We start from the raw sequence: 20,432 nt of genomic DNA on the forward strand, positions 1-20,432 counted from the left end.
CGAAGCAGCCCCAAAACCAGCCGCTGCGGTGTATCTGGTACAACGCATTCGGCTTATTGGGGCTGCTTCGCAGCCCAGCGCGGGGCAAGCCCGCTCGCCACAACTGCGCTATCTGCCTGGATTTAGGCGTTGCGGCAAAGTTGTCTAGATACCTATGGCTATCGCGGGCAAGCCTGCTCCCACAGGGACGCAGTCGTTTACACAGGGGGTGGGATGTCAGGGCGCGGCTTCAACGACGCCCCGATAAAGTAGAACAGCCCCCCGGCCACGATAAACCCGGCCAGCATGTAGAACATGTAGTGCGCCGGCAGGCTGGCCAGCACCAGCCCGCACAACACCGGCCCCAGCGCGGCGCCGAGGTTGGAGAGGTTTTGCGCGCCGTAGTACATGCCCCGCAGGTGGTCCGGGGCGATGCGGTCGATAAACATGTACTCGGCGGGGAACACGATGATTTCCCCCACGGTAAAGATCGCCATCGACACCACCCACCACCACACGCTGGTGGACAGCGCAAAGCCGATCACCCCCACCATGAACATCGCCAGCCCCAGGAGCAGCCAGCGGCTCAGGTGACGGTGGCTGATCTGCCGGCCAATCACGTATTGCAGGGCGATCACCAGCAGTGCGTTGGTGGTCAGGATGGCGCTGATTACGGTGTAGGTATATTCGGCGTCCGAGGTGGTCACCAGGTATTGCGACAGGTAGGCGGTAAACTGCCCGAACACCACCGCGCTGAGCAGGCCGCCGAGGGTAAAGCACACCAAGCGATGATCGCGCAGCAATACCCGGCCCACCGCGAGGAAAGGCACCGGTTTTTGCGCGGTGTCGATCGTCGCCAGGCGGCGGTCGCCCCAGCGCCAGTAGAGCAGGAAGAACCCCATCCCCAGCAGCACCGACAAGACAAACGGCAGGCTCATGTCGACCTTGGCCACCATCGCGCCCAAGAACGGCCCTACCGCATAGCCGATATTGGTCAGGGTGTATTTGATGGAAAACACTTCGCTGCGCGCGTCGACGGGCAACAGGCTGGCAAAGCCAGCCTTGACCGCGACATCGATCACCGCATACGCCAGGTTGATCAGGATCAGGCAGGCATAGAACAACCACAGGTCACGCGCCAGCAGCGTGCCGACAAACCCCAGGACAAACAGCAGGCTCAGCCCCAGCAACAGCCGGTAGCTATTGACCCGGTCCACAAGGAACCCGCCATACACACTCAGCAGGGATCCGACGATCAGCGAACTGCCGATCACCAGGCCCACCTCACTGATACCCAGGGCGAAGTGGCTGGACAGGTAGATCACCATGTACGGAAAGGTGATCGCCTTGGCCAGGGTCAGTACCAGCGTGGCCGACAGCAGCAGGTTTACGCTGCGGGGGTAGTTTTTTATTGTTTTCAGCATCCTGCTCTCGTTCCCTGAAAGTCGTCGTTGCACAGGCTACGACAGGCGCAAAGCGCAGCTACCTTAACTCAGGACGAGCGGCAAAAAATGCCGTTTTTATGCAGTCGTGCATGATTTTTTAAATACCTCGACCCCAGGGGAGGAAGGCATTGGCCCGCCCCCCCCACAACAGCTTATTTGGCAGGCGTGATATCGAGGATGGTGCCATTGGTGATTTTCACCAGCACATAACGGTCATTGACCCGCGCCCACTGGCTGTCGTCATGGGGCGCTTTGAGCCCGCGCTTTTTCCAGTCCGCAAGGGCCGATTCCTTGCGCACCAGGATATCCGGCGCACGGTCTCCCACTTTCAAGTCTCGGGTATTGATGTTTGAAGGCTCCACGGTTTTTTGCGGATTGTCCTCGGCCTGCACGGTAAGGCTGGTGGCGGACAGGCTGGCGGCAACCAGCAGGCTGGCAATCAGGGACGTTGCTTTCATGGGCATTCCTTCAATAAATGATGTGTACCCAGATTCCGACAGCAGGGCCCTGCAATCATTCAGCGGCAATACAGCCACGGGTATCGGTGCCTGCTAATCTTGCGCCAGCCCTCCATCGAGTCCGAGAACAATGAAAACAGCCCTGACCCGAACCAAACTGCTGGCCAGCGCCCTGATCGTGATCGCCGTGATTGGCGGTGCCACTTATTACTTGCTGGACCGCCGCGCCACTCACGGCCTGCTTGACGGTCCCCAATACAGCGAAGCGCAACTCAATGAGGGCGGTATGGATGGCATCCGGGATCTGCCGTTGCCAGAAGCAAAAAAACGCCTGAATTACCTGATCCTCGATATGCGCGACGGCATCAACCGCATCGCCATGCTCGAAAGCATGCGCCTGGAAATCGGCCCGGCCACCACCACGCCAGGCGAACAGAAAGAGCTGAACTATGAGGAGCCGTTCGTGCCCTTCCCCGCCGCCGAACTGAAGGCGGCATTGACCGACCTCAAGCGCACACCAGGGCAGTTCCAGCAGTTGTTCTTCGACAATGCGTCCGGGCTAAAGCTGGAAGTCGAGGCGATTCGCGAGGTGCTCAAGCGCGGGGCCCTGCCCGATCAGCAGACCGAAACCAGCTATCGCATCCAGACCCTGTACTTTCGCGACGGCTCGCAGCAGCCGTTCGCCGAAGTGGCGATCAAGGATGAAGACAGTGAGGAGCAAGACCAGGACACCACCCAGGCCGAACTCAAGCTCAACAAGCCCCTGGAACGTATCGGCCTGACCCTGACTTATCAGGCCTACCCCGGCTTCAATAAAATCGTCCTTGACCGGGCCCACCCGAAAGCCACCGCCGAGGGTGGCGAGGTGTACCAACTGATCCACCTGGGCGACGCCAGCGCCTCCTTGCAACTGGCAACGCCGAAGAATAAATCCTATGTAATCCAGGGCCTGACCGCCGATGGCAAGACGCTGTACAGCGCTGGCAACAGCTCCAATACTTCGCCCACCGCCGAACAAAAAGCCAACCTGCGGGCCTACTACAACGAACTGCTGCGCATGGCAGACAACTTCGCCGACTTCAAGACGGCCGCTGCGGTGCAGGATCACCTGGAACAGTTCGCCAGCAACCTGCCCAGCTCCGACAGCGAGCTGAGTAACGTGCAGGCCACCTACCAATTCGAAAACACCCCCGCCAGCATCGTGATTTACGTGCTGGACCCGCTCCAACCCCAAACCCTTGATTGGGACATGCACAACAGCACCGCCCCTCGCGAGCGCTACATCGCCTACGACAGCGCCAGCGAAAGCAGCGGCTTTATCGACAGCAAGGGGCAGTGGGTGGTCAAGCCGCGCTTCAAGCGCATTGATACCACCGAGATGCCCGGCGTGTACCACATCATGGTCGGCGAAAAATCATCCGGCGAGGGCTGGAGCGAATTGCAGTTCAAGTACTTTGCCTTTGTACCCGGTACGCAGACGTTGAAAGAACTGCCCTTCGAAATCATCGACAGCGCGGTCAACGACAACCTGATGATTGTCGAGCGTGAAACCAACGGCCCCTATGGGGTCTACGACGTGAAGAAGCTACAGGTCGTGGTGCCGATGAAGTACGTCAACCCCAGTGTGATCGGCAACGTGTTCATCGCCCGCCCTGGCGAGACCACCTATGGCTCAAACTCGTTGTACGGCGCCTGGAGCCTGAGCGGCAAGGAGCTGTTGGCACCGCGCTACTCCGCAATCAACGGCAGCGGCGAGTTTATCTACGCCACCTCCGCCGACCAGAAACAGACCGACGTCTACAACCTGCAGATGAAGAAACTCAACCCACCCGGCGCGACCGTCTTCGGCCAGTTTGTCCAGGGCCAACCTCTGCTGATCCAGGACCGTGGCAGCCGCAAATACAGCTTTATCAACGAACAGGGCAAGGTGCTGCCTTTTAGCCTGCCCTTTGATGACGTCAACCCGTTTTCCAACGGCATGGCGGTGGTGCAAAAGGGTAGCCGCTATGGCGCCATCGACGTACACGGCAAACTGCGCGTGCCCATGACCTACAGCAAACTCAACCCATTCCAGAAAAACCTGGCCTCGGCAGAAATGGATAATTTTGAAGGGTTGGTATTGATCGACAAAAACAACCGCGTGGTGAAAAAACTTGGGTCATATACCAGCTACAGCTACCCGTACAACAGCAACGACGCGACCTATAGCATCTGGGATGCGCAGGTGCCAAACCGCGTGAATGTGTTCGACGCCGATGGCAACCAGACCGATAGCTTCGAGCGCGAGTGAATGATGGCATCGTTGTAGGAGCCGGTTTGCCGGCTCTTACAACAGGACCGCTATTGCATCCGTGAAATTAATCCTGTAATTTTTCATGAAATTTTTAGACAAGAATTTCACGAACCTCCCATGGACAAACAAGAAGAACTGGACGCCCTGGCGATCCTGATTCACGACCTGCGCAAATACAAAAAGCTCACCCTGGCCCAACTGGCACAGAAGATCGAGCGTTCCGTGGGGTTCCTGTCCCAGGTCGAGCGTGGGTTGTCGCGCCCCACCGTGGCGGACCTGACCGCCATCAGCCATGCACTCGACGTGCCCACCACCTATTTCTACAGCCTGTCCAAACCCAAGGCCGTGGCCTGGGTCACGCGGCCCAACGAGCGGCGCACGGTGTATTACGCCAATGGCATCACCGACATCCTTGTCTCCCCCAGCATGCAAGGGGCGTTTTCGATCCTCGACAGTCTGCTCGAACCCGGCGCCAACAGTGGCGAACAGACCATGAGCGATCGCGCCGAGCAGGCCGGTTTCGTGCTTGAAGGCCACCTGACCCTGTGGGTCGAGGGCGAAGCCGATGCGGTCACCCTCGGCCCCGGCGACAGCTTTCACCTCGCCAGTTTTGCCCACTGCCGCTACGGCAACCTGACCGACCTGCCGGCCCGCGTGCTGTGGGTCTACAACTAAGGCACACCAAGGAGCGTCACCCGTGAAAAGCCATTCCTCCACGTTACTGGCCGAAGTACGGACCTTTCGCCAGAGCCATCCGGATGTACGTTACGTCGACCTGATTTGCCTGGACATCCCAGGGCGTTTCTACGGCAAGCGCTACCCGGTTGAAATGTTGGAAAAAGTCGCCGCCGGCAGCCCCCTGAAGCTGCCGCAGAACGCGGTACTGCTGGGCGCCCAGGGCGGTTTGTTCAAGATCGGCGACTATTGCTTCCATGACGGCGACCCCGACGCCAACCGCCGCCTGGTACCCGGCACGCTCAAGCCTGTGAGCTGGGAGGCGCAGCCCCTGGGGCAGATGCTGATCACCTCCGACGGCACCGAGGCGCCCATCGAATTCGAGCCCCGGGAAGTACTGGCCAAAGTCCTGGAACGCCTGCACCGCAAGGGCATTCACCCGGTGGTGGCGTTTGAGCTGGAGTTCTACCTGTTCGACAGAAAACTCGCCGACGGCCTGCCGCAATTTGCCCGCGACCCATTGAGCGACGACCCCGACGACCAACCGACCCTGCATATCGAGCGGCTGTCGCGTTTCGCCCCGGTACTCGATGACATGGTGCAGACCGCCCAGGCGCAGGGGATCGACATTACGGTGATCACTGCCGAGTTGGGCCCTGGCCAGTTCGAAATCAATTTCGGCCACCTCGACGACGGCCTGCGCGCCGCGGACTGGGCCGCGCTGTTCTGCCGCAGCACCCGTGGCGTGGCGCTCAAGCATGGCTATCGCGCCAGTTTCATGGCCAAGCCCTACCTGCAACATCCCGGCAGTGGCATGCATGTGCATGTCAGCCTGTACGATGCCGCCGGCAACAACCTACTGGCGGCGCACCAGCAGCAACCACTGCGTCACGCAGTGGCGGGTTGCCTGGAACTGCTGCCCCATTGCATGCCGATTTTCTCGCCCAACCACAACGCCTTCCGCCGCCTGGGCGGTACCGTCAATGCGGCTACCAAGGCCTGCTGGGGCTATGAAGACCGGGATGCCTGCGTACGCATTCCCGAGTCCGACCCGCGCAACCTGCGGATCGAACACCGTCTGGCCAGTGCCGACGCCAATCCGTACCTGGTGCTGGCGGCGATCCTGGTCGGGCTTGAACATGGCCTGGATGCAGCGCGTGAACCTATCGCACCACTGAACGAGGACCGCGACAGCGGCCACGACTTCCCCCTGGAAATGCTCGAAGCCGTACGCGCCATGCAGCAACAACCAGCCCTGCGCGAAGGCTTGGGCGCGGAGTTTGTCGACGTCTATTGCGAAAACAAACGCCAGGATCACCTGGCTTTCCAGCAGGAAATCAATGCGCGGGAATATCGCTGGTATCTCTAGCGACCGTCCCTTTGTAGGCGCTGGCTTGCCAGCGATGGCCATAGGTATCGACACAACGCTCAGAAACTCACGAACTCCCCTGTGGCGAGCGGGCTTGCCCCGCGCTGGGCTGCGAAGCAGCCCCAGTAAGTCGAATGCGGTGTATCAGATACACCGTAGCGGCTGGCTTTAGGGCTGCTTCGCAGCCCAGCGCGGGCGATGCGGCGTTCCGACAAGCCCGCTCGCCACAGGGGAGTTCTATCGCTTCAAGCCGGCTCCTGCAAAGGTGTTACCTTGCAAAGGTTTTATGACCAACCTCTGCTGCGGACTCCCCATGACCGACCAAAGCCCCCCTGCCCTCAAGGAAATATTCAACCTCCAGCGCCTGCAGCACATCGCCGATGAGATGAGCGCGGTGTACCCGCCGTTCGATGCCAAGGGGTTTCTCCAGCACGCCAGCCAGGACCTTGCCGGGTTGTCGGTGATGCAGCGCATGGCCCGCGTCAGTGAAAGCCTGCACGCGGTGATCCCCCTGGACTATGCACAGACCCTCAAGCTTCTGTATGCCTTGGCCCCGCGCCTGAACAGTGGTTTTGTCAGCCTGTTCCTCGGGCACTATGTGGCCAGCTACGGCCTGGATGATTTCAAGCGCTCGATGGCGGCGCTCAAGTACTTCACCACCTTTGGCTCTGCCGAGTTTGCCGTGCGGGCTTTTCTGCTCCAGGATTTGCAGCGCACGCTGGCGGTGATGCAAAAGTGGTCGCTGGACGATAACGAACACGTGCGCCGCCTCGCCAGCGAAGGCTCGCGGCCCAGGTTGCCGTGGTCGTTTCGCCTGGCGCAGGTGCAGGCCGACCCGCGTCTGTGCGCAGCGATCCTGGACAACCTCAAGGCCGACAGCAGCCTGTATGTGCGCAAGTCCGTGGCCAACCACCTCAACGACATCACCAAGGACCATCCGGAGTGGGTGCTGGATGTGATCGAGAGTTGGTCCCTGGACAACCCCCATACCGCCTGGATCGCCCGCCACGCCCTGCGCAGCCTGATCAAGCAAGGCAATACCCGCGCGCTGACGATCATGGGCGCCGGCGCCCGGGCCGAGGTGAAGATCCATCAGTTCAAGGTCGAGCCAGCGGCGATTCGCCTGGGCGAGCGGATCAATCTGTCGTTTACCCTCGAATCCACGACCAGTGCCCCACAAAAACTGGTGGTGGACTACGCCATCGAGTATGTAAAAAGCGCCGGCCATAGCGCCGCCAAGGTGTTCAAGCTCAAGGCGTTCACCCTCGGCGCGGGTGAACGACACACCGTGCTGCGTGGCCAACACATCCGCGACATGACCACGCGCAAGCATTACCCCGGCCAGCATACGGTGCACGTACTGGTGAACGGCGAGCGCCTGGCAAGCAGCGGATTTGAGCTGATCGGCTGACCCCTCCTACCGAACAAAAGGCTCTATCTCGGGCCTTTCAGCGATATTTATTGTCCTACAATGCTGGTTTTTGAAGTTGCGATCCATTATCATCTGGCGCCGCTTGGTACCCGCACGGGTATCTGTGTCAACGTTCCACCTGAGGCGCCCATGCACCGTTTCTCGTTTTACCGCCCTTTGATTTGCGCCAGTCTGGGGCTTGTTTCGCACACTGCTCATGCCGCGTTGCAACCCATGGCCGAAGCTGCACTTGCCAACGAATCCGAGCTGCACTGCCACTTCAACCGTGACGCCAGCACCGATTGCACGACCACCTACCGCTACACCATCCTCCAGCCCAGCGGCCGGGAAATACTGTCGCGCATCGACTTCAACTACGCCGAAGGCGATGGTTTTGAAGTGCTGCACGCCGAGTCCACCCAGCCCGGCGGCAAGCCGCAGGCCCTGGCCGAGTCGCAGATCGATACGCGCACCGCGCCCAACCCCGACCAGGGCTTTTCCCGCGTGAAACAGACCTCCCTGGCCTTCCCCAACCTGCGGGTCGGCACACAGATCCGCTACACCGTGCGCGAACATCACCCGGCCAAGCCGCTGATGACCGAGTTCCACTACGCCCTGCAGTTTGGTCCCAGCAACGCCCGTCGCGACCGGCTCAAGGCACGCTTTACTGCTGAACGGCCAATCGAGTGGCGCGCGGAGTTGATGGACGGCTTCACCATCACCCCCTCGGTCAATCGCAAGACCCTGGATATCGAGCAAAAAGCGCCGAGCTACCTCAACTACATCAACGAATCGGGTCATGCCTATATGCGGCTGATCCCGCGTATCGAAGTGGGCAGCAGCCTTGATGTGCAAAAGCACTTCGGTGGCTTTGCCCAGCGCTACAACCAGATTCTCGCGGCCAAACTGCCGGCGGGCAGTGCCGCTGCCGTTGCCGCCGTGAAGGGCCTGGCCCCCGCGCAACAAGTGGCGGGGCTGATGCAGCACATCAACGATCACTACCGTTACCTGGGTGACTGGCGTGCCACGGATCGCGGCTATGTACCGTTTAACCTGGCCGAGATCGAGCAGCATGGTTATGGCGACTGCAAGGACCTGGCGATCCTCCTGACCGCCATGCTCAAGGCCAGCGGGATCAAGGCCGAGACCGCGTGGGTCAGCCGTGGGGATGTGGTGGATTCACTGCTGGTTCCAGGCACTGGCGCGCCCAACCATGCCATCGTACGCGCCGAAGTGGCCGGCCAGGTGTGGTGGCTGGACCCGACCAACCCGGTGTTCGCCCCGGGCCAGACCATGCCCGATATCCAGGATCGCTGGGTACTCGTCAACGATGCGCAGGGCCAGGTGCGCGAGGAACATATCCCCCTGGCGCGCCCTGACACCAGCATCCGCCTGGACAAGCAGGTGCATTACGACAAACAGGGCAACGGCACGACCCGCGCCAGCGTCACCTTCAGCCGCCTGACGCTGATGCAGTTGAGCATGGCTGACCGTGAACAGGGGGCCACCGCCACTGACCAGAACATCTGCGACAACTTCGGCCGCGAGATCAGCGATTGCAAGGTGACCCGTCAACCCACTGGGTTCGTGCAGCCCGATAGCTACACGGTCAAGGCCAGCATGACCGACCTGCACGCCCTGGAAAAACTCGATGAAGGCTACGTCTACACCGACCAGTCGCTCAAGGAGAAATGGGACGGCCTGCTCAACTACCGCCGCAATGGGCAACGGGGCGACCTGTACCTGGGCAACCCGGACACCGTCGACTACACCTTCACCTTGACCGGCGGGAAGATGGACAAGCCGGTCCAGGGCTGCAAGATCCACTCGCCCTGGTATGACCTGGAACTCGATGGCGAACAGCTCAAGGATGGCTTGCGCTACCACTACCGGTTGACCCAGAAAGTGCGCTGGTTGGGCCATGACGAAATCGTCAGTGCACCGTTTGAAAAGATGATCAACGATGCTCGTGCATGTGGTGAACAGGTACACCAGACAGTAAAACTCTAAACCCACGCACAGTCCCATGTGGGAGCTGTCTCGCCCTGCGAGACAGCTCCCACATTTGATCTCTGTACACCCTCACACCTGATTGGCTCCCCCCGGCTTGAGCGTTGTACATCCTCCTCATTTTGATCATCGCGCCCTTCGCTACTCGCCCAACAGCAGCCCCTGCTCCTTGGCGCACAATTCCACCACGTAATCCCACAACACCCGCAACCGCACCGACTTGTGCAACTCGCGCCGGGAGCTGATCCAGTAGCTGCGCTGGATGCTTTCCTCCGGCAATAACGGCACCAGGTCCGGGTCGCCTGCGGCCATGAAGCACGGCAACACCGCAATTCCCAAGCCCGAACGCGCTGCCTGTTGCTGGGCAATCACGCTGGTGCTGTGGAACACCACCCTGGGGTTGCGACAAAAACTGCTGAGCAGCTTCAACTCCTGACTGAACAGCAGGTCGTCGACGTAGTCGATCCACGCATGGGCAGCCAGGTCTTCGCGCTTCTCGATGGCGGGCGTGCGCGCCAGGTAGCTGCGGCTGGCATACAGGGCCAGGCGGTAGTCGGTGAGTTTGCGCGTGACCAATTGATCGACGCTGGGCCGCTCCAGGTGGATGCTGATCTCGGCCTCGCGGTTGAGGATGCTGACAAAGCGCGGCACCGCCACCAACTCCACTTCCAGCCCCGGATAACGCTCGAACAGGCCGCCCATGCGGCTGGCCAGGAACATCACCCCCAGCCCTTCGGCCACCCCCAGGCGGATCTTGCCCAGGGGCGCGGCGGAGTGGGTCAGTTCTTCTTCGGCCAGCAGCGCAACGTTCTCCATGGCTTCGGCATGTTTGAGCAATGCCTCGCCCGACGGCGTCAGTTCATAACCCTGGGCGTGCTGCACAAACAACGCGGTGCCGAGGCTTTTCTCGATGGCCTCGATATGCCGGGCCACGGTCGCATGGGTGGTCTTCAGGCGCTGGGCAGCGGTGAGCAGGCGCCCGCTGCGCTGCAACTCCAGAAAATACCGCAGGTCATTCCAGTCGAACATGTCGCCTCCCCTCCCGGCCATGAGAACAGCGCTGTTTAAAAACGCACAGCAGCTGGGTAAAAACTAACATTTTTAAGACGAAAACTAACAACTAGGATGGAGCCAATAAGAAAAACAAGCGAGACCCCAGATGACTATTGCACCTGCGCAATACGATTACGTGGTAGTAGGCGCCGGCCCTGCGGGCTGCCTGCTGGCCAATCGACTGTCCGCCAACCCCGCCCATCGCGTGCTGCTGCTGGAAGCCGGCGGCCGCGACAATTACCCCTGGATCCACATTCCCGTCGGCTACCTGTTCTGCATCGGCAACCCGCGCACCGACTGGTGCTTCAAGACCGAAGCCCAGGAAGGCTTGCAAGGCCGCGCCTTGAGCTATCCACGGGGCAAGGTGCTGGGCGGCTGCTCGTCGATCAACGGCATGATCTACATGCGTGGCCAGGCCAACGACTACGACGGCTGGGCCGCCGAAGGCAACCCGGGCTGGGCCTGGGACGATGTGCTGCCACTGTTCAAACAAAGCGAAAACCATTTTGCCGGCGCCTCGCCCCTGCATGGCGACAGCGGCGAGTGGCGCGTGGAGCAACAGCGCCTGCACTGGCCGATCCTCGACGCCTTCCGCGAAGCCGCCAAGCAGAGCGGGATTGCCAGCATCGACGACTTCAACCAGGGTGATAACGAAGGGTGTGGCTACTTCCAGGTCAACCAGAAAGGTGGCGTGCGCTGGAATGCGGCCAAGGCGTTTCTCAAGCCCATCCGCCAGCGTGCCAACCTCACCGTGCTGACCGGGGTCGAAGTCGACCGCGTCCTCCTTGAAAACGGCCGTGCCAGTGCAGTAGTGGGTCGCCAACTGGGGCAAGCGGTGACGTGGAAAGCGCACAAGGAAATCATCCTGTGTGCCGGCGCCGTGGGTTCGCCGGGCATTCTGCAACGCTCCGGTATCGGCCCTTCCAGCGTCCTTGGGCCACTGGGCATCGAAGTGCTGCACGAACTGCCCGGGGTCGGTGGCAACTTGCAGGATCACCTGCAACTGCGGCTGATCTACAAGCTGGAAAACGCCCGCACCCTGAACCAGATCGCCGGCTCCGTATGGGGCAAGATGGGCATGGGCCTGCAGTACCTGTATGACCGCAGCGGCCCGCTGTCCATGGCGCCCAGCCAACTCGGCGCCTTCGCCCGCTCGGGGCCGGAACAGACTTCGGCCAACCTCGAATACCACGTGCAGCCGCTATCGCTGGAGCGCTTTGGCGAGCCGCTGCACGCGTTCCCGGCGTTTACCGCATCGGTCTGTGACTTGCGCCCGCAGAGTCGCGGGCGCATCGATATCCGCTCGGCCGATCCGTCTGCGCCGCCGCTGATCCAGCCCAACTACCTGAGTCATCCAGAAGATTTACGCGTGGCCGCCGACGCCATCCGCCTGACCCGACGGATTGTCGGCGCCCAGGCCCTGCGCCCGTTCAACCCGGTGGAGTACCTGCCCGGTGAAGCCTTGCAGAGCGACGAACAGTTGCAGGAAGCCGCGGCGCGGATCGGCACCACGATCTTTCATCCGGTCGGCACCTGCCGCATGGGCCAGGACAAGGACGCCGTGGTCGATGCCCAGTTGCGTGTGCACGGGGTTCCCGGCCTGCGTATCGCCGACGCCTCGATCATGCCGCGCATCACCTCCGGCAACACCTGCTCACCCACGCTGATGATCGCGGAAAAAGCCGCGCAACTGATCCTGTCCCCTTCAACGAGGAACCTCACCCCCCAACGAGAACAGACAACACCGGCATGACCTGTAGGAGCGAGCTTGCTCGCGAGAATCGCCAACGATAACGCGGGCATTCTGGATAAACGCGTTGCTCTCAGGCTTTTCGCGAGCAAGCTCGCTCCAACAGGGTAAGAGCGGCGCTGAAGTTGGCGCCGACAGTGGAACAACAATAAATAATCACTGTGAGGGCTACCCCATGTCAGAACGTGCTCAACCCCTGGACGCCACACCTGGCGCCACTGTTACCAGCAAGGAGTCGCAAAAGGTCATCTTCGCCTCGTCCCTGGGGACGGTGTTCGAGTGGTATGACTTTTTCCTCTATGGCGCCCTCGCGGCGGTGATCAGCAAGCAATTCTTTGCCGGGGTCAACGACACCACGGCCTTTATCTTCGCCTTGATGGCCTTTGCCGCCGGCTTTGTGGTGCGGCCGTTCGGCGCGCTGGTATTCGGGCGCCTGGGCGACATGATCGGGCGCAAATACACCTTCCTCGCCACCATCGTCCTGATGGGTGTGGCGACCTTCTGCGTGGGCCTGTTGCCCACCTACGCCAGCATCGGCATCGCCGCGCCAATCATCCTGGTAGTGCTGCGCATGCTCCAGGGCCTGGCCCTGGGTGGTGAATACGGGGGTGCCGCAACCTATGTCGCCGAGCACGCCCCGGCCGGCAAGCGCGGCTTCCATACCAGCTGGATTCAATCCACCGCCACCCTCGGCCTGCTGCTGTCGTTGCTGGTGGTGCTGGCCTGCCGTTACTTCACCGGCGATCAGTTTGAAGTCTGGGGCTGGCGCCTGCCGTTCCTGCTGTCCATCGTGCTGCTGGGGATTTCCACCTGGATCCGCATGAGCCTGCACGAATCACCCGCGTTCCTGAAAATGAAAGAGGAAGGCAAGGCCAGCAAGGCGCCGATCCGCGAGTCGTTCGGCAACTGGGAAAACCTCAAGGTGGTGTTGATCGCACTGTTCAGTATCAACGCCGGCCAGGCCGTGACCTTCTATGCCGCGCAGTTCTACGTGCTGTTCTTCCTTACCCAGTTCCTGAAAATGGACCCGGCCCTGGCCAATATGCTGCTGATCATCAGCGTGGTGATTGGTGCGCCGTTCTTCATCTTCTTCGGCTGGCTCTCGGACAAATGGGGGCGCAAACCCGTATTGATGGTGGGCCTGTTGCTGGCCACTGCACTGTACTTCCCGATCTTCAAGGGCCTGGCCCACTACACCAACCCGGCAATGGACCAGGCCAGCCGCCAGGCTCCGATCACCGTACTGGCAGACCCGGCCACCTGCACTTTCCAGTTCGACCCAGTGGGCAAGGCGCGGTTTGACAGCCCCTGCGACAAGGTCAAGACCTTCCTGGTCAAACAGGGCCTGCCTTACAGCAGCGAAGCCGCACCGGCCGGCAGCGCGGTACAAGTGAGCATCGGCGATGTGCGCATCGACGGCTACGACGAAGACGCCCTGCGCGGCGCCGTGACCCTGGCCGGCTACCCGAAATCGGCGGACGTGGCCCAGGTCAACAAAACCATGGTGGTGGTGCTGATCGTCGCCCTGATCCTGATCGCCGCGATGTGCTACGGCCCCCTGGCCGCGCTGATGGTCGAACTGTTCCCGACGCGCATCCGCTACACCTCCATGTCCCTGCCCTACCACATCGGTAACGGCTGGTTTGGCGGGTTCCTGCCGACCGTGTCGTTTGCGTTGGTGGTGTATACCGGCGATATCTTCTACGGGCTGTGGTACCCGGTGGTGATTACCGGGGTGAGCCTGATTGTCGGGCTGGTATGCCTGAAGGAAACCAAGAACGTGGACCTGGATAACAACTGATATCCCCTTGTGGGAGCGGGCTTGCCCGCGATAACGCTGTGTCAGTCACTAGATGTATTGACTGATCCACCGTTATCGCGGGCAAGCCCGCTCCCACATTGGTTTGCGGCGCCCACATAAATTGCTGTATATCCATCCAGATAAAGGTTGCTCAATTCCCTTCTTTTGCCCATCCTTCTCCCATTCAACTGCGTAACGAATGGGCTGACCATGCGGCTGTTCCTCTGTGAAAAACCCTCCCAGGCCAAGGATATTGCGGCCGTGCTCGGTGCCAGGCGCCGGGGCGACGGGTGCTGGCTGGGAACCGACGTCACAGTCACCTGGTGCATCGGCCACCTGCTGGAAACCGCCCCGCCCGATGCCTACGACGCCAAGTACAAGCGCTGGGTGCTGGCCGACCTGCCCATCGTCCCGGAAAAATGGAAGATGACGGTAAAACCCAAGACGGCCAGCCAGTACAAGGCGGTCAAGCGCCTGCTGGGCGAAGCCCGGGAACTGGTGATTGCCACCGACGCCGACCGCGAGGGCGAGATGATCGCCCGGGAGCTGGTGGAGCATTGCCGCTATCGCGGGCCGATCCAGCGTTTGTGGCTGTCTGCACTGGATGACGCCTCGATCCGCAAGGCCCTGGCTTCGTTGAAGCCGGGTGCGGACACCTTCAGCCTCTATCATTCGGCCCTGGGCCGTTCCCGTGCCGATTGGCTGATCGGCATGAACATGAGCCGCCTGTTTACGTTGCTCGGCCGCCAGTCCGGCTATCAAGGCGTGTTGCCGGTGGGCCGCGTACAAACCCCGACCCTGCGCCTGGTGGTGGACCGTGACCGCAGCATTGCCGACTTCGTCCCGGTGGCGTACTGGGCAATCGATGTGCAATTGCTGCATTCGCAGATGAGCTTTATCGCGCAATGGCGCGCCGCCGACGATATCTGTGACGACCAGGGCCGCTGCCTCAACCATGAACGGGCACGGCAGGCGGCGAGCGCCATGGGTAACGCGGCCAGCGCACGCCTGGTGAAGCTGCGCACCGAACGCATGCGCGAAGTGGCGCCCCTGCCCTTTGACCTGGGCACCCTGCAGGAAATCTGCTCGAAGAAACTCGGCCTCGGCGCCCAGGAAACCCTGGACATTGCCCAGTCCCTCTACGAAACCCACAAGGTCATCACCTACCCACGCAGTGACTGCGGCTACCTGCCCGTAAGCCAGCATGGCGACGCGACAACGATTCTTGCGGCGTTGGGGCGCGCCGATCCAGCAGTGAGCGCGCTGCTGCCGCACCTCGATGCGCAACGCCGCTCCCGGGCCTGGAACGACGCCAAGGTCAGCGCCCACCACGGCATCATCCCCACCGGCGCCGGCAAGGATCTGGCGCAGTTGACCGGCAAGCACCGCGCCGTCTTCACCTTGATCCGCGCCCGGTACCTGGCGCAGTTCCTGCCCAACCACGAATACGATCGCACCCAGGCGGATTTCGACTGTGCCGGAGAAGCCCTGCGCGCGGTAGGCAAAGTGGTGGTAGAAGCCGGTTGGAAACGCGCCTTGCCCGAAGCCCTGGCTCCGAGCAAAGGCCGCGAAGCACCTGCACCACAGCCTTTGCCAACCCTGGTACAGGGTGAGGATTACGGGGTGGCGCAGGTCAACCTCAAGGACCTGTGGACCCAGCCGCCCAAGCCCTTTACCGAAGGCGACCTGATCAAGGCGATGAAAAACGTCGCCAAACTGGTGCAAGACCCGCTGCTCAAGCAAAAGCTCAAGGACACCACCGGCATCGGCACCGAGGCGACACGGGCCGGGATTATCCAGGGCCTGCTGGACCGTGGTTACCTGGTAAAGAATGGCAAGGCGTTGTCCGCCACACCGGCAGCCTTCAGCCTGATCGACGCGGTGCCCAGGGCGATTGCCGACCCGGGCACCACCGCGATTTGGGAGCAGGCCCTGGACATGGTGCAAAGTGGTGAGATGAGCCTGGAGGAGTTTGTCGCCAAACAGGCGGCCTGGATGAGCAAGCAAGTGGCCCGCTGCAATGGGATGCAAATGACCATCAGCGGCCCTGCCAGCCCGGCAGGCCGTGGTGCCACCCCTTGGAAAAACAAACGCAAGCCGGCCAAGCGCAAGACCGGCGCCGGCCCGAAACGGGCGGCAACACCGGCAAACAAGGGCTGAAATACCGAAAAAAGGCGCTAATGACGTTTTTCGAGCGGATATACGCCGCTTTGGCTCTTGCTCTGGCGCCAACGGTCTAGGATTCTGTAGGAACTGCCTAATAACAAAACCGGGGTGGCCACCATGAAGACCGTCGCACAGTTGCTCAAGTCCAAGGACCAGAAGAATCAGGAAGTGCATACCATCCAGTGGAATCACACCGTGTTTGAAGCGCTGGTGGTGATGGCAGCGAAGAACGTCGGCGCTTTGCCGGTGGTCAAGGAGGACAAAGTCGTCGGCATCATCAGTGAGCGCGACTACGCGCGCAAACTGATTCTCCATGAACTGTCCTCGACGAGCACACAGGTACACCAAGTGATGAGCTCACCGGCGATCACCGTGGACACCCACAAAAGCGTCGAAGACTGCATGGGCATCATGACCGACGGCCACCTGCGCCACCTACCGGTGGTGGAAGACGGACAACTGCTGGGCCTGCTGTCCATCGGCGACCTGGTCAAGGAAGCCATTGCTGAACAGGCGGCCCTTATCCAGCAGTTGGAGCAGTACATCCGCGGCGAATGACACTCCCAAGCCCCACAAATCCAATGTAGGAGCCGGCTTGCCGGCGATGGCATCCCCTCGGTTTCAATCACACACCGTAGTCATGCCATCGCTGGCAAGCCAGCGCCTACAGAAGGGCAAACATCCGACCTGCCAGCACAAAAAATGACGCCCAAGTCACTTTTCCCCGCCCCCCCCCCGCACCGGAATATTTATGTAGTGAGCAAAAATAATCACTACATAACCGTTGACGTAACCATTTTGACCTTGCATGATTCAGACGTCTCCCGGATCGGGAGCGTTGGTAACAAGCGTTTTGAACAAGCTCGTCTGACCGCCGAGCTGTTTTTCCGGATGTGCACTGCCCACAAGGCAGATTGATGAAGCTGACCGAACCGAAAGGCACGGTACAAGAAGCTCAAATGCTACTTGTCTTCGCTATGAAACCATTACGTAGCAGTTCATCAGAAACACTACATGCATCAGGTTCAAGACCCTGCCCGTATTTGGCAGACCGTTTCTGACGCCCGGTTTTCGCAACCGGAGACAACTAACGTGAATTAACGAATCAACTGAAGATCGCCAACTGGTCAAGGGGCTTACAATGAATCTGAACAACCAACCAACTATCGATGAATTGGCTGAGATGTTCGCAGCGCAGAAAGACACACTCGACGACCATATCCTGTGGATTGGCAAATCGGGCGAAGTGCAAATTGACTGCCTGGCGCCCCATACCGAAGAAGCCGAGTTCGACCGCAATAACCGTGAACTGGCGGCGCGCCTGAAGATGTACCGCCGTGGCCAGGGTTATGTCGGCAAAAAAGCTGCTGCCGATCGCAACTTTATCGAGCAAGTGTTCGACACACTTAACAATGCCTGGGAGTCCTTCAAGGACAACTCGCAAGTTAAAGTAATCGACCGCTACTACTAAGAACTACTCACCCTCTGTAGGAGCTGGCTTGCCAGCGATGACGGTTTAACGATCAACACGGTTGATTGTTAAATAGCTATCGCCGGCAAGCCAGCTCCTACAGTTGTTTGTGCAGACTTAAATACCGGGAAACCGTCCCTTCGCCGCTTCGTCCCGGAAGATATCGAACAGGGCCTGCGCCGCCGCCGAGAGTTCATGCCCAGGCTTGGTCAGCACGCCAATCGGCCGCTCGATCACCGGGTCACACAAGGTGATGCAATGAGCGCCCGCCTCTTCCATCTGCGGGGCGCACAACGCGGGCACGGCGCTGACGCCCAGGCCACTGGCAACCATCTTGCCCACCGTTGCCAATTGATGGCTCTCCAACGCCACCGGCAGCTTCATCTGCAATGCACCCAAGTGCTCTTCCAGCATCACCCGTACCGTAGAAGGCCGCTGCAAGGTGATGAAAGGTTGCGCCAGCAGGGTTTTCCAGTCGATTTCGCTCATGTGCGCCAACGCTGAATCACCGGGCACTACCGCAACAAAGCGGTCCAGATACAGCGGGGTAAAGGCCAGCGACGAGCCCGGCGAGGGCTCGAATGCCACGCCCAGTTCAACCTGGCGATCGCGGACCATCTCCAGCACCTGTTCATTGATCAGGTCGTGCACCGTGACATTGACCTGGGGAAACCGCGCTCGAAAAATCTTCAGGATCGGCGGCAGCAGGTTGCCAGCAAACGACGGCATCGCCGCCACCGTCACGCGCCCACGCTGCAATGTAAAACGCTGGCGCAATTCATCCTCGGCATTGTCCCAGTCGGCAATCAACCGGCGGGCCAGGGGCAACAGGGATTCGCCTTCCGGGGTCAGTGCGACGTTGCGCGTATTGCGGCTGAAAAGCCGCCCGCCCAAGCCCTCCTCCAGGCTTTTGATCGTCAGGCTCAGGGCCGACTGGGACAAATGCAGGCGCTCACAGGCGGCGGCAAAACTCAGGGTCTGGGCCACGGCCAGAAAGGCCCGCATCTGTTTAACTGTCATGGCTATGCTCCACTACCCACTCTATTGTCCCGTTTTTTAAATCAATCAACCTTAAAAAACAACTTAACAAATCAATCCACCGGCGCAACACTCGGTTCACTGGCTGGACCACAAACAATAAAAGAGGTGCATATGGCAGGTTTCGATAAACGCGTGGCGTCCTATGAAGAAGCGCTGGCAGGCCTGGAAGACGGCATGACCGTACTCTCCGGCGGCTTTGGCCTGTGCGGCATCCCGGAAAACCTCATCGCCGAAATCAAGCGCAAAGGCACCCGCGACCTGACGGTCGTCTCCAACAATTGCGGCGTGGATGGCTTCGGCCTGGGTGTATTGCTCGAAGAAAAACAGATCAGCAAGGTCATCGCCTCCTACGTCGGGGAAAACGCCCTGTTCGAGAAGCAACTGCTCAGCGGCGAAATCGAGGTGGTGCTGACCCCCCAAGGCACCCTCGCGGAAAAAATGCGCGCAGGCGGCGCTGGCATTCCAGCGTTCTTTACCGCCACCGGCGTTGGCACCCCCGTCGCCGAAGGCAAGGAAACCCGTGAATTCAACGGACGCCCCTACCTGATGGAAGAGTCCATCACCGGCGATTTCGCCATCGTCAAAGGCTGGAAAGCCGACCATTTCGGCAACGTGATCTACCGCCACACCGCCCAGAACTTCAACCCGCTGGCCGCCACCGCCGGCAAGATCACGGTGGTTGAAGTGGAGGAAATCGTTGAACCGGGCGAGTTGGACCCGGCGCAGATCCACACCCCTGGTATCTACGTCGACCGGATTATCTGCGGCACCTTCGAGAAGCGCATCGAACAGCGCACTGTCCGCAAATAATCTGCCTCCAGCCCGAACAATAAGGACTCATAAAATGGCTCTTACCCGCGAACAAATGGCTCAACGCGTCGCCCGCGAAATGCAGGACGGCTTCTACGTCAACCTCGGCATCGGCATCCCGACCCTGGTGGCCAACTACATTCCCGAAGGCATGGAAGTGATGCTGCAGTCGGAAAACGGCCTGCTGGGCATGGGACCGTTTCCTACCGAAGACACCATCGATGCCGACATGATCAACGCCGGCAAGCAGACCGTCACCGCACGCATTGGCGCGTCGATCTTCTCCTCGGCCGAATCCTTCGCGATGATTCGTGGCGGCCACGTAGACCTCACGGTGCTCGGCGCCTTTGAAGTGGACGTGCACGGCAATATCGCCTCGTGGATGATCCCCGGCAAGCTGGTCAAGGGCATGGGCGGTGCCATGGACCTGGTGGCCGGCGCAGAAAACATCATCGTGATCATGACCCACGCCTCCAAGGACGGTGAGTCCAAGTTGCTCAGCCAGTGCAGCCTGCCGCTGACCGGTGCCAACTGCATCAAGCGCGTGCTGACGGACCTCGCTTACCTGGAAATCGAAAATGGCGCTTTTGTCCTCAAGGAACGCGCACCTGGCGTCAGCGTTGAAGAGATTGTGAGCAAGACCGCCGGTAAACTGATCGTCCCGGACCACGTTCCAGAAATGCACTTCCAGTGAGGACAG

Annotated in this window: 16 protein-coding genes; 12 read left to right on the forward strand and 4 right to left on the reverse strand. The window is 60.5% G+C overall.

Annotated elements, in window-relative coordinates:
- Positions 1-197 precede the first annotated feature (197 nt).
- Entirely contained in the window at positions 198-1,403 is a 1,206-nt protein-coding gene (locus tag FIV38_RS26960; protein WP_092238954.1) for an MFS transporter, read from the reverse strand.
- 173 nt (positions 1,404-1,576) lie between these two features.
- Positions 1,577-1,882, reverse strand: coding sequence for an RcnB family protein (locus FIV38_RS26965; protein WP_070995670.1), 306 nt, complete (start codon positions 1,880-1,882; stop codon positions 1,577-1,579).
- 130 nt (positions 1,883-2,012) lie between these two features.
- Between FIV38_RS26965 and FIV38_RS26970 the strand changes: the two genes are divergently transcribed.
- From FIV38_RS26970 to FIV38_RS26995, 5 genes are all read left to right on the forward strand, one after another.
- Positions 2,013-4,172 carry a WG repeat-containing protein gene (locus FIV38_RS26970; RefSeq protein WP_092238952.1) on the forward strand — a complete coding sequence of 720 codons (2,160 nt, stop codon included), beginning with the start codon at positions 2,013-2,015 and terminating at the stop codon, positions 4,170-4,172.
- Between the two features lie 120 nt (positions 4,173-4,292).
- Complete coding sequence (locus tag FIV38_RS26975; protein ID WP_029296561.1) at positions 4,293-4,850, forward strand: helix-turn-helix domain-containing protein; 558 nt, start codon at positions 4,293-4,295, stop codon at positions 4,848-4,850.
- A gap of 22 nt (positions 4,851-4,872) precedes the next feature.
- Entirely contained in the window at positions 4,873-6,219 is a 1,347-nt protein-coding gene (locus FIV38_RS26980; RefSeq protein ID WP_092238950.1) for a glutamine synthetase family protein, read from the forward strand.
- Between the two features lie 313 nt (positions 6,220-6,532).
- Positions 6,533-7,630 carry a DNA alkylation repair protein gene (locus FIV38_RS26990; protein ID WP_092238948.1) on the forward strand — a complete coding sequence of 366 codons (1,098 nt, stop codon included), beginning with the start codon at positions 6,533-6,535 and terminating at the stop codon, positions 7,628-7,630.
- A gap of 150 nt (positions 7,631-7,780) precedes the next feature.
- Complete coding sequence (locus FIV38_RS26995; protein WP_092238946.1) at positions 7,781-9,640, forward strand: DUF3857 domain-containing transglutaminase family protein; 1,860 nt, start codon at positions 7,781-7,783, stop codon at positions 9,638-9,640.
- Positions 9,641-9,781: 141 nt separating this feature from the next.
- Here the strand turns inward: FIV38_RS26995 and FIV38_RS27000 are convergent, their stop codons facing one another.
- Positions 9,782-10,669 carry a LysR family transcriptional regulator gene (locus FIV38_RS27000; RefSeq protein WP_070995673.1) on the reverse strand — a complete coding sequence of 296 codons (888 nt, stop codon included), beginning with the start codon at positions 10,667-10,669 and terminating at the stop codon, positions 9,782-9,784.
- Positions 10,670-10,799: 130 nt separating this feature from the next.
- Here FIV38_RS27000 and FIV38_RS27005 point away from each other — a divergent pair, with 130 nt between their 5' ends.
- From FIV38_RS27005 to FIV38_RS27025, 5 genes are all read left to right on the forward strand, one after another.
- Complete coding sequence (locus tag FIV38_RS27005) at positions 10,800-12,446, forward strand: GMC family oxidoreductase (protein ID WP_070995674.1); 1,647 nt, start codon at positions 10,800-10,802, stop codon at positions 12,444-12,446.
- Positions 12,447-12,618: 172 nt separating this feature from the next.
- Positions 12,619-14,244: an MFS transporter gene (locus FIV38_RS27010; protein WP_029296574.1), complete on the forward strand. Its 1,626-nt coding sequence runs from the start codon at positions 12,619-12,621 to the stop codon at positions 14,242-14,244.
- Positions 14,245-14,454: 210 nt separating this feature from the next.
- A complete protein-coding gene (locus FIV38_RS27015) occupies positions 14,455-16,404 on the forward strand; it encodes a DNA topoisomerase III (RefSeq protein ID WP_092238944.1) in 1,950 nt (649 codons plus the stop codon).
- 123 nt (positions 16,405-16,527) lie between these two features.
- Complete coding sequence (locus FIV38_RS27020; RefSeq protein ID WP_092238942.1) at positions 16,528-16,968, forward strand: CBS domain-containing protein; 441 nt, start codon at positions 16,528-16,530, stop codon at positions 16,966-16,968.
- Positions 16,969-17,551: 583 nt separating this feature from the next.
- The gene (locus tag FIV38_RS27025; protein ID WP_029296579.1) at positions 17,552-17,881 is read left to right on the forward strand and encodes a hypothetical protein; all 330 of its coding nucleotides are present in this window, start codon (positions 17,552-17,554) and stop codon (positions 17,879-17,881) included.
- A gap of 117 nt (positions 17,882-17,998) precedes the next feature.
- Here FIV38_RS27025 and FIV38_RS27030 read toward each other — a convergent pair whose 3' ends face one another.
- Entirely contained in the window at positions 17,999-18,901 is a 903-nt protein-coding gene (locus FIV38_RS27030; RefSeq protein WP_092238940.1) for a LysR family transcriptional regulator, read from the reverse strand.
- A gap of 132 nt (positions 18,902-19,033) precedes the next feature.
- Between FIV38_RS27030 and FIV38_RS27035 the strand changes: the two genes are divergently transcribed.
- Entirely contained in the window at positions 19,034-19,732 is a 699-nt protein-coding gene (locus FIV38_RS27035) for a CoA transferase subunit A (RefSeq protein ID WP_010211319.1), read from the forward strand.
- Between the two features lie 34 nt (positions 19,733-19,766).
- Entirely contained in the window at positions 19,767-20,426 is a 660-nt protein-coding gene (locus FIV38_RS27040; RefSeq protein WP_027603173.1) for a CoA transferase subunit B, read from the forward strand.
- The last annotated feature ends 6 nt before the right edge of the window (positions 20,427-20,432 follow it).

The organism is Pseudomonas proteolytica, from assembly GCF_007858275.1.
In the GTDB taxonomy this organism is placed as follows: Bacteria; Pseudomonadota; Gammaproteobacteria; order Pseudomonadales; family Pseudomonadaceae; genus Aquipseudomonas; species Aquipseudomonas proteolytica.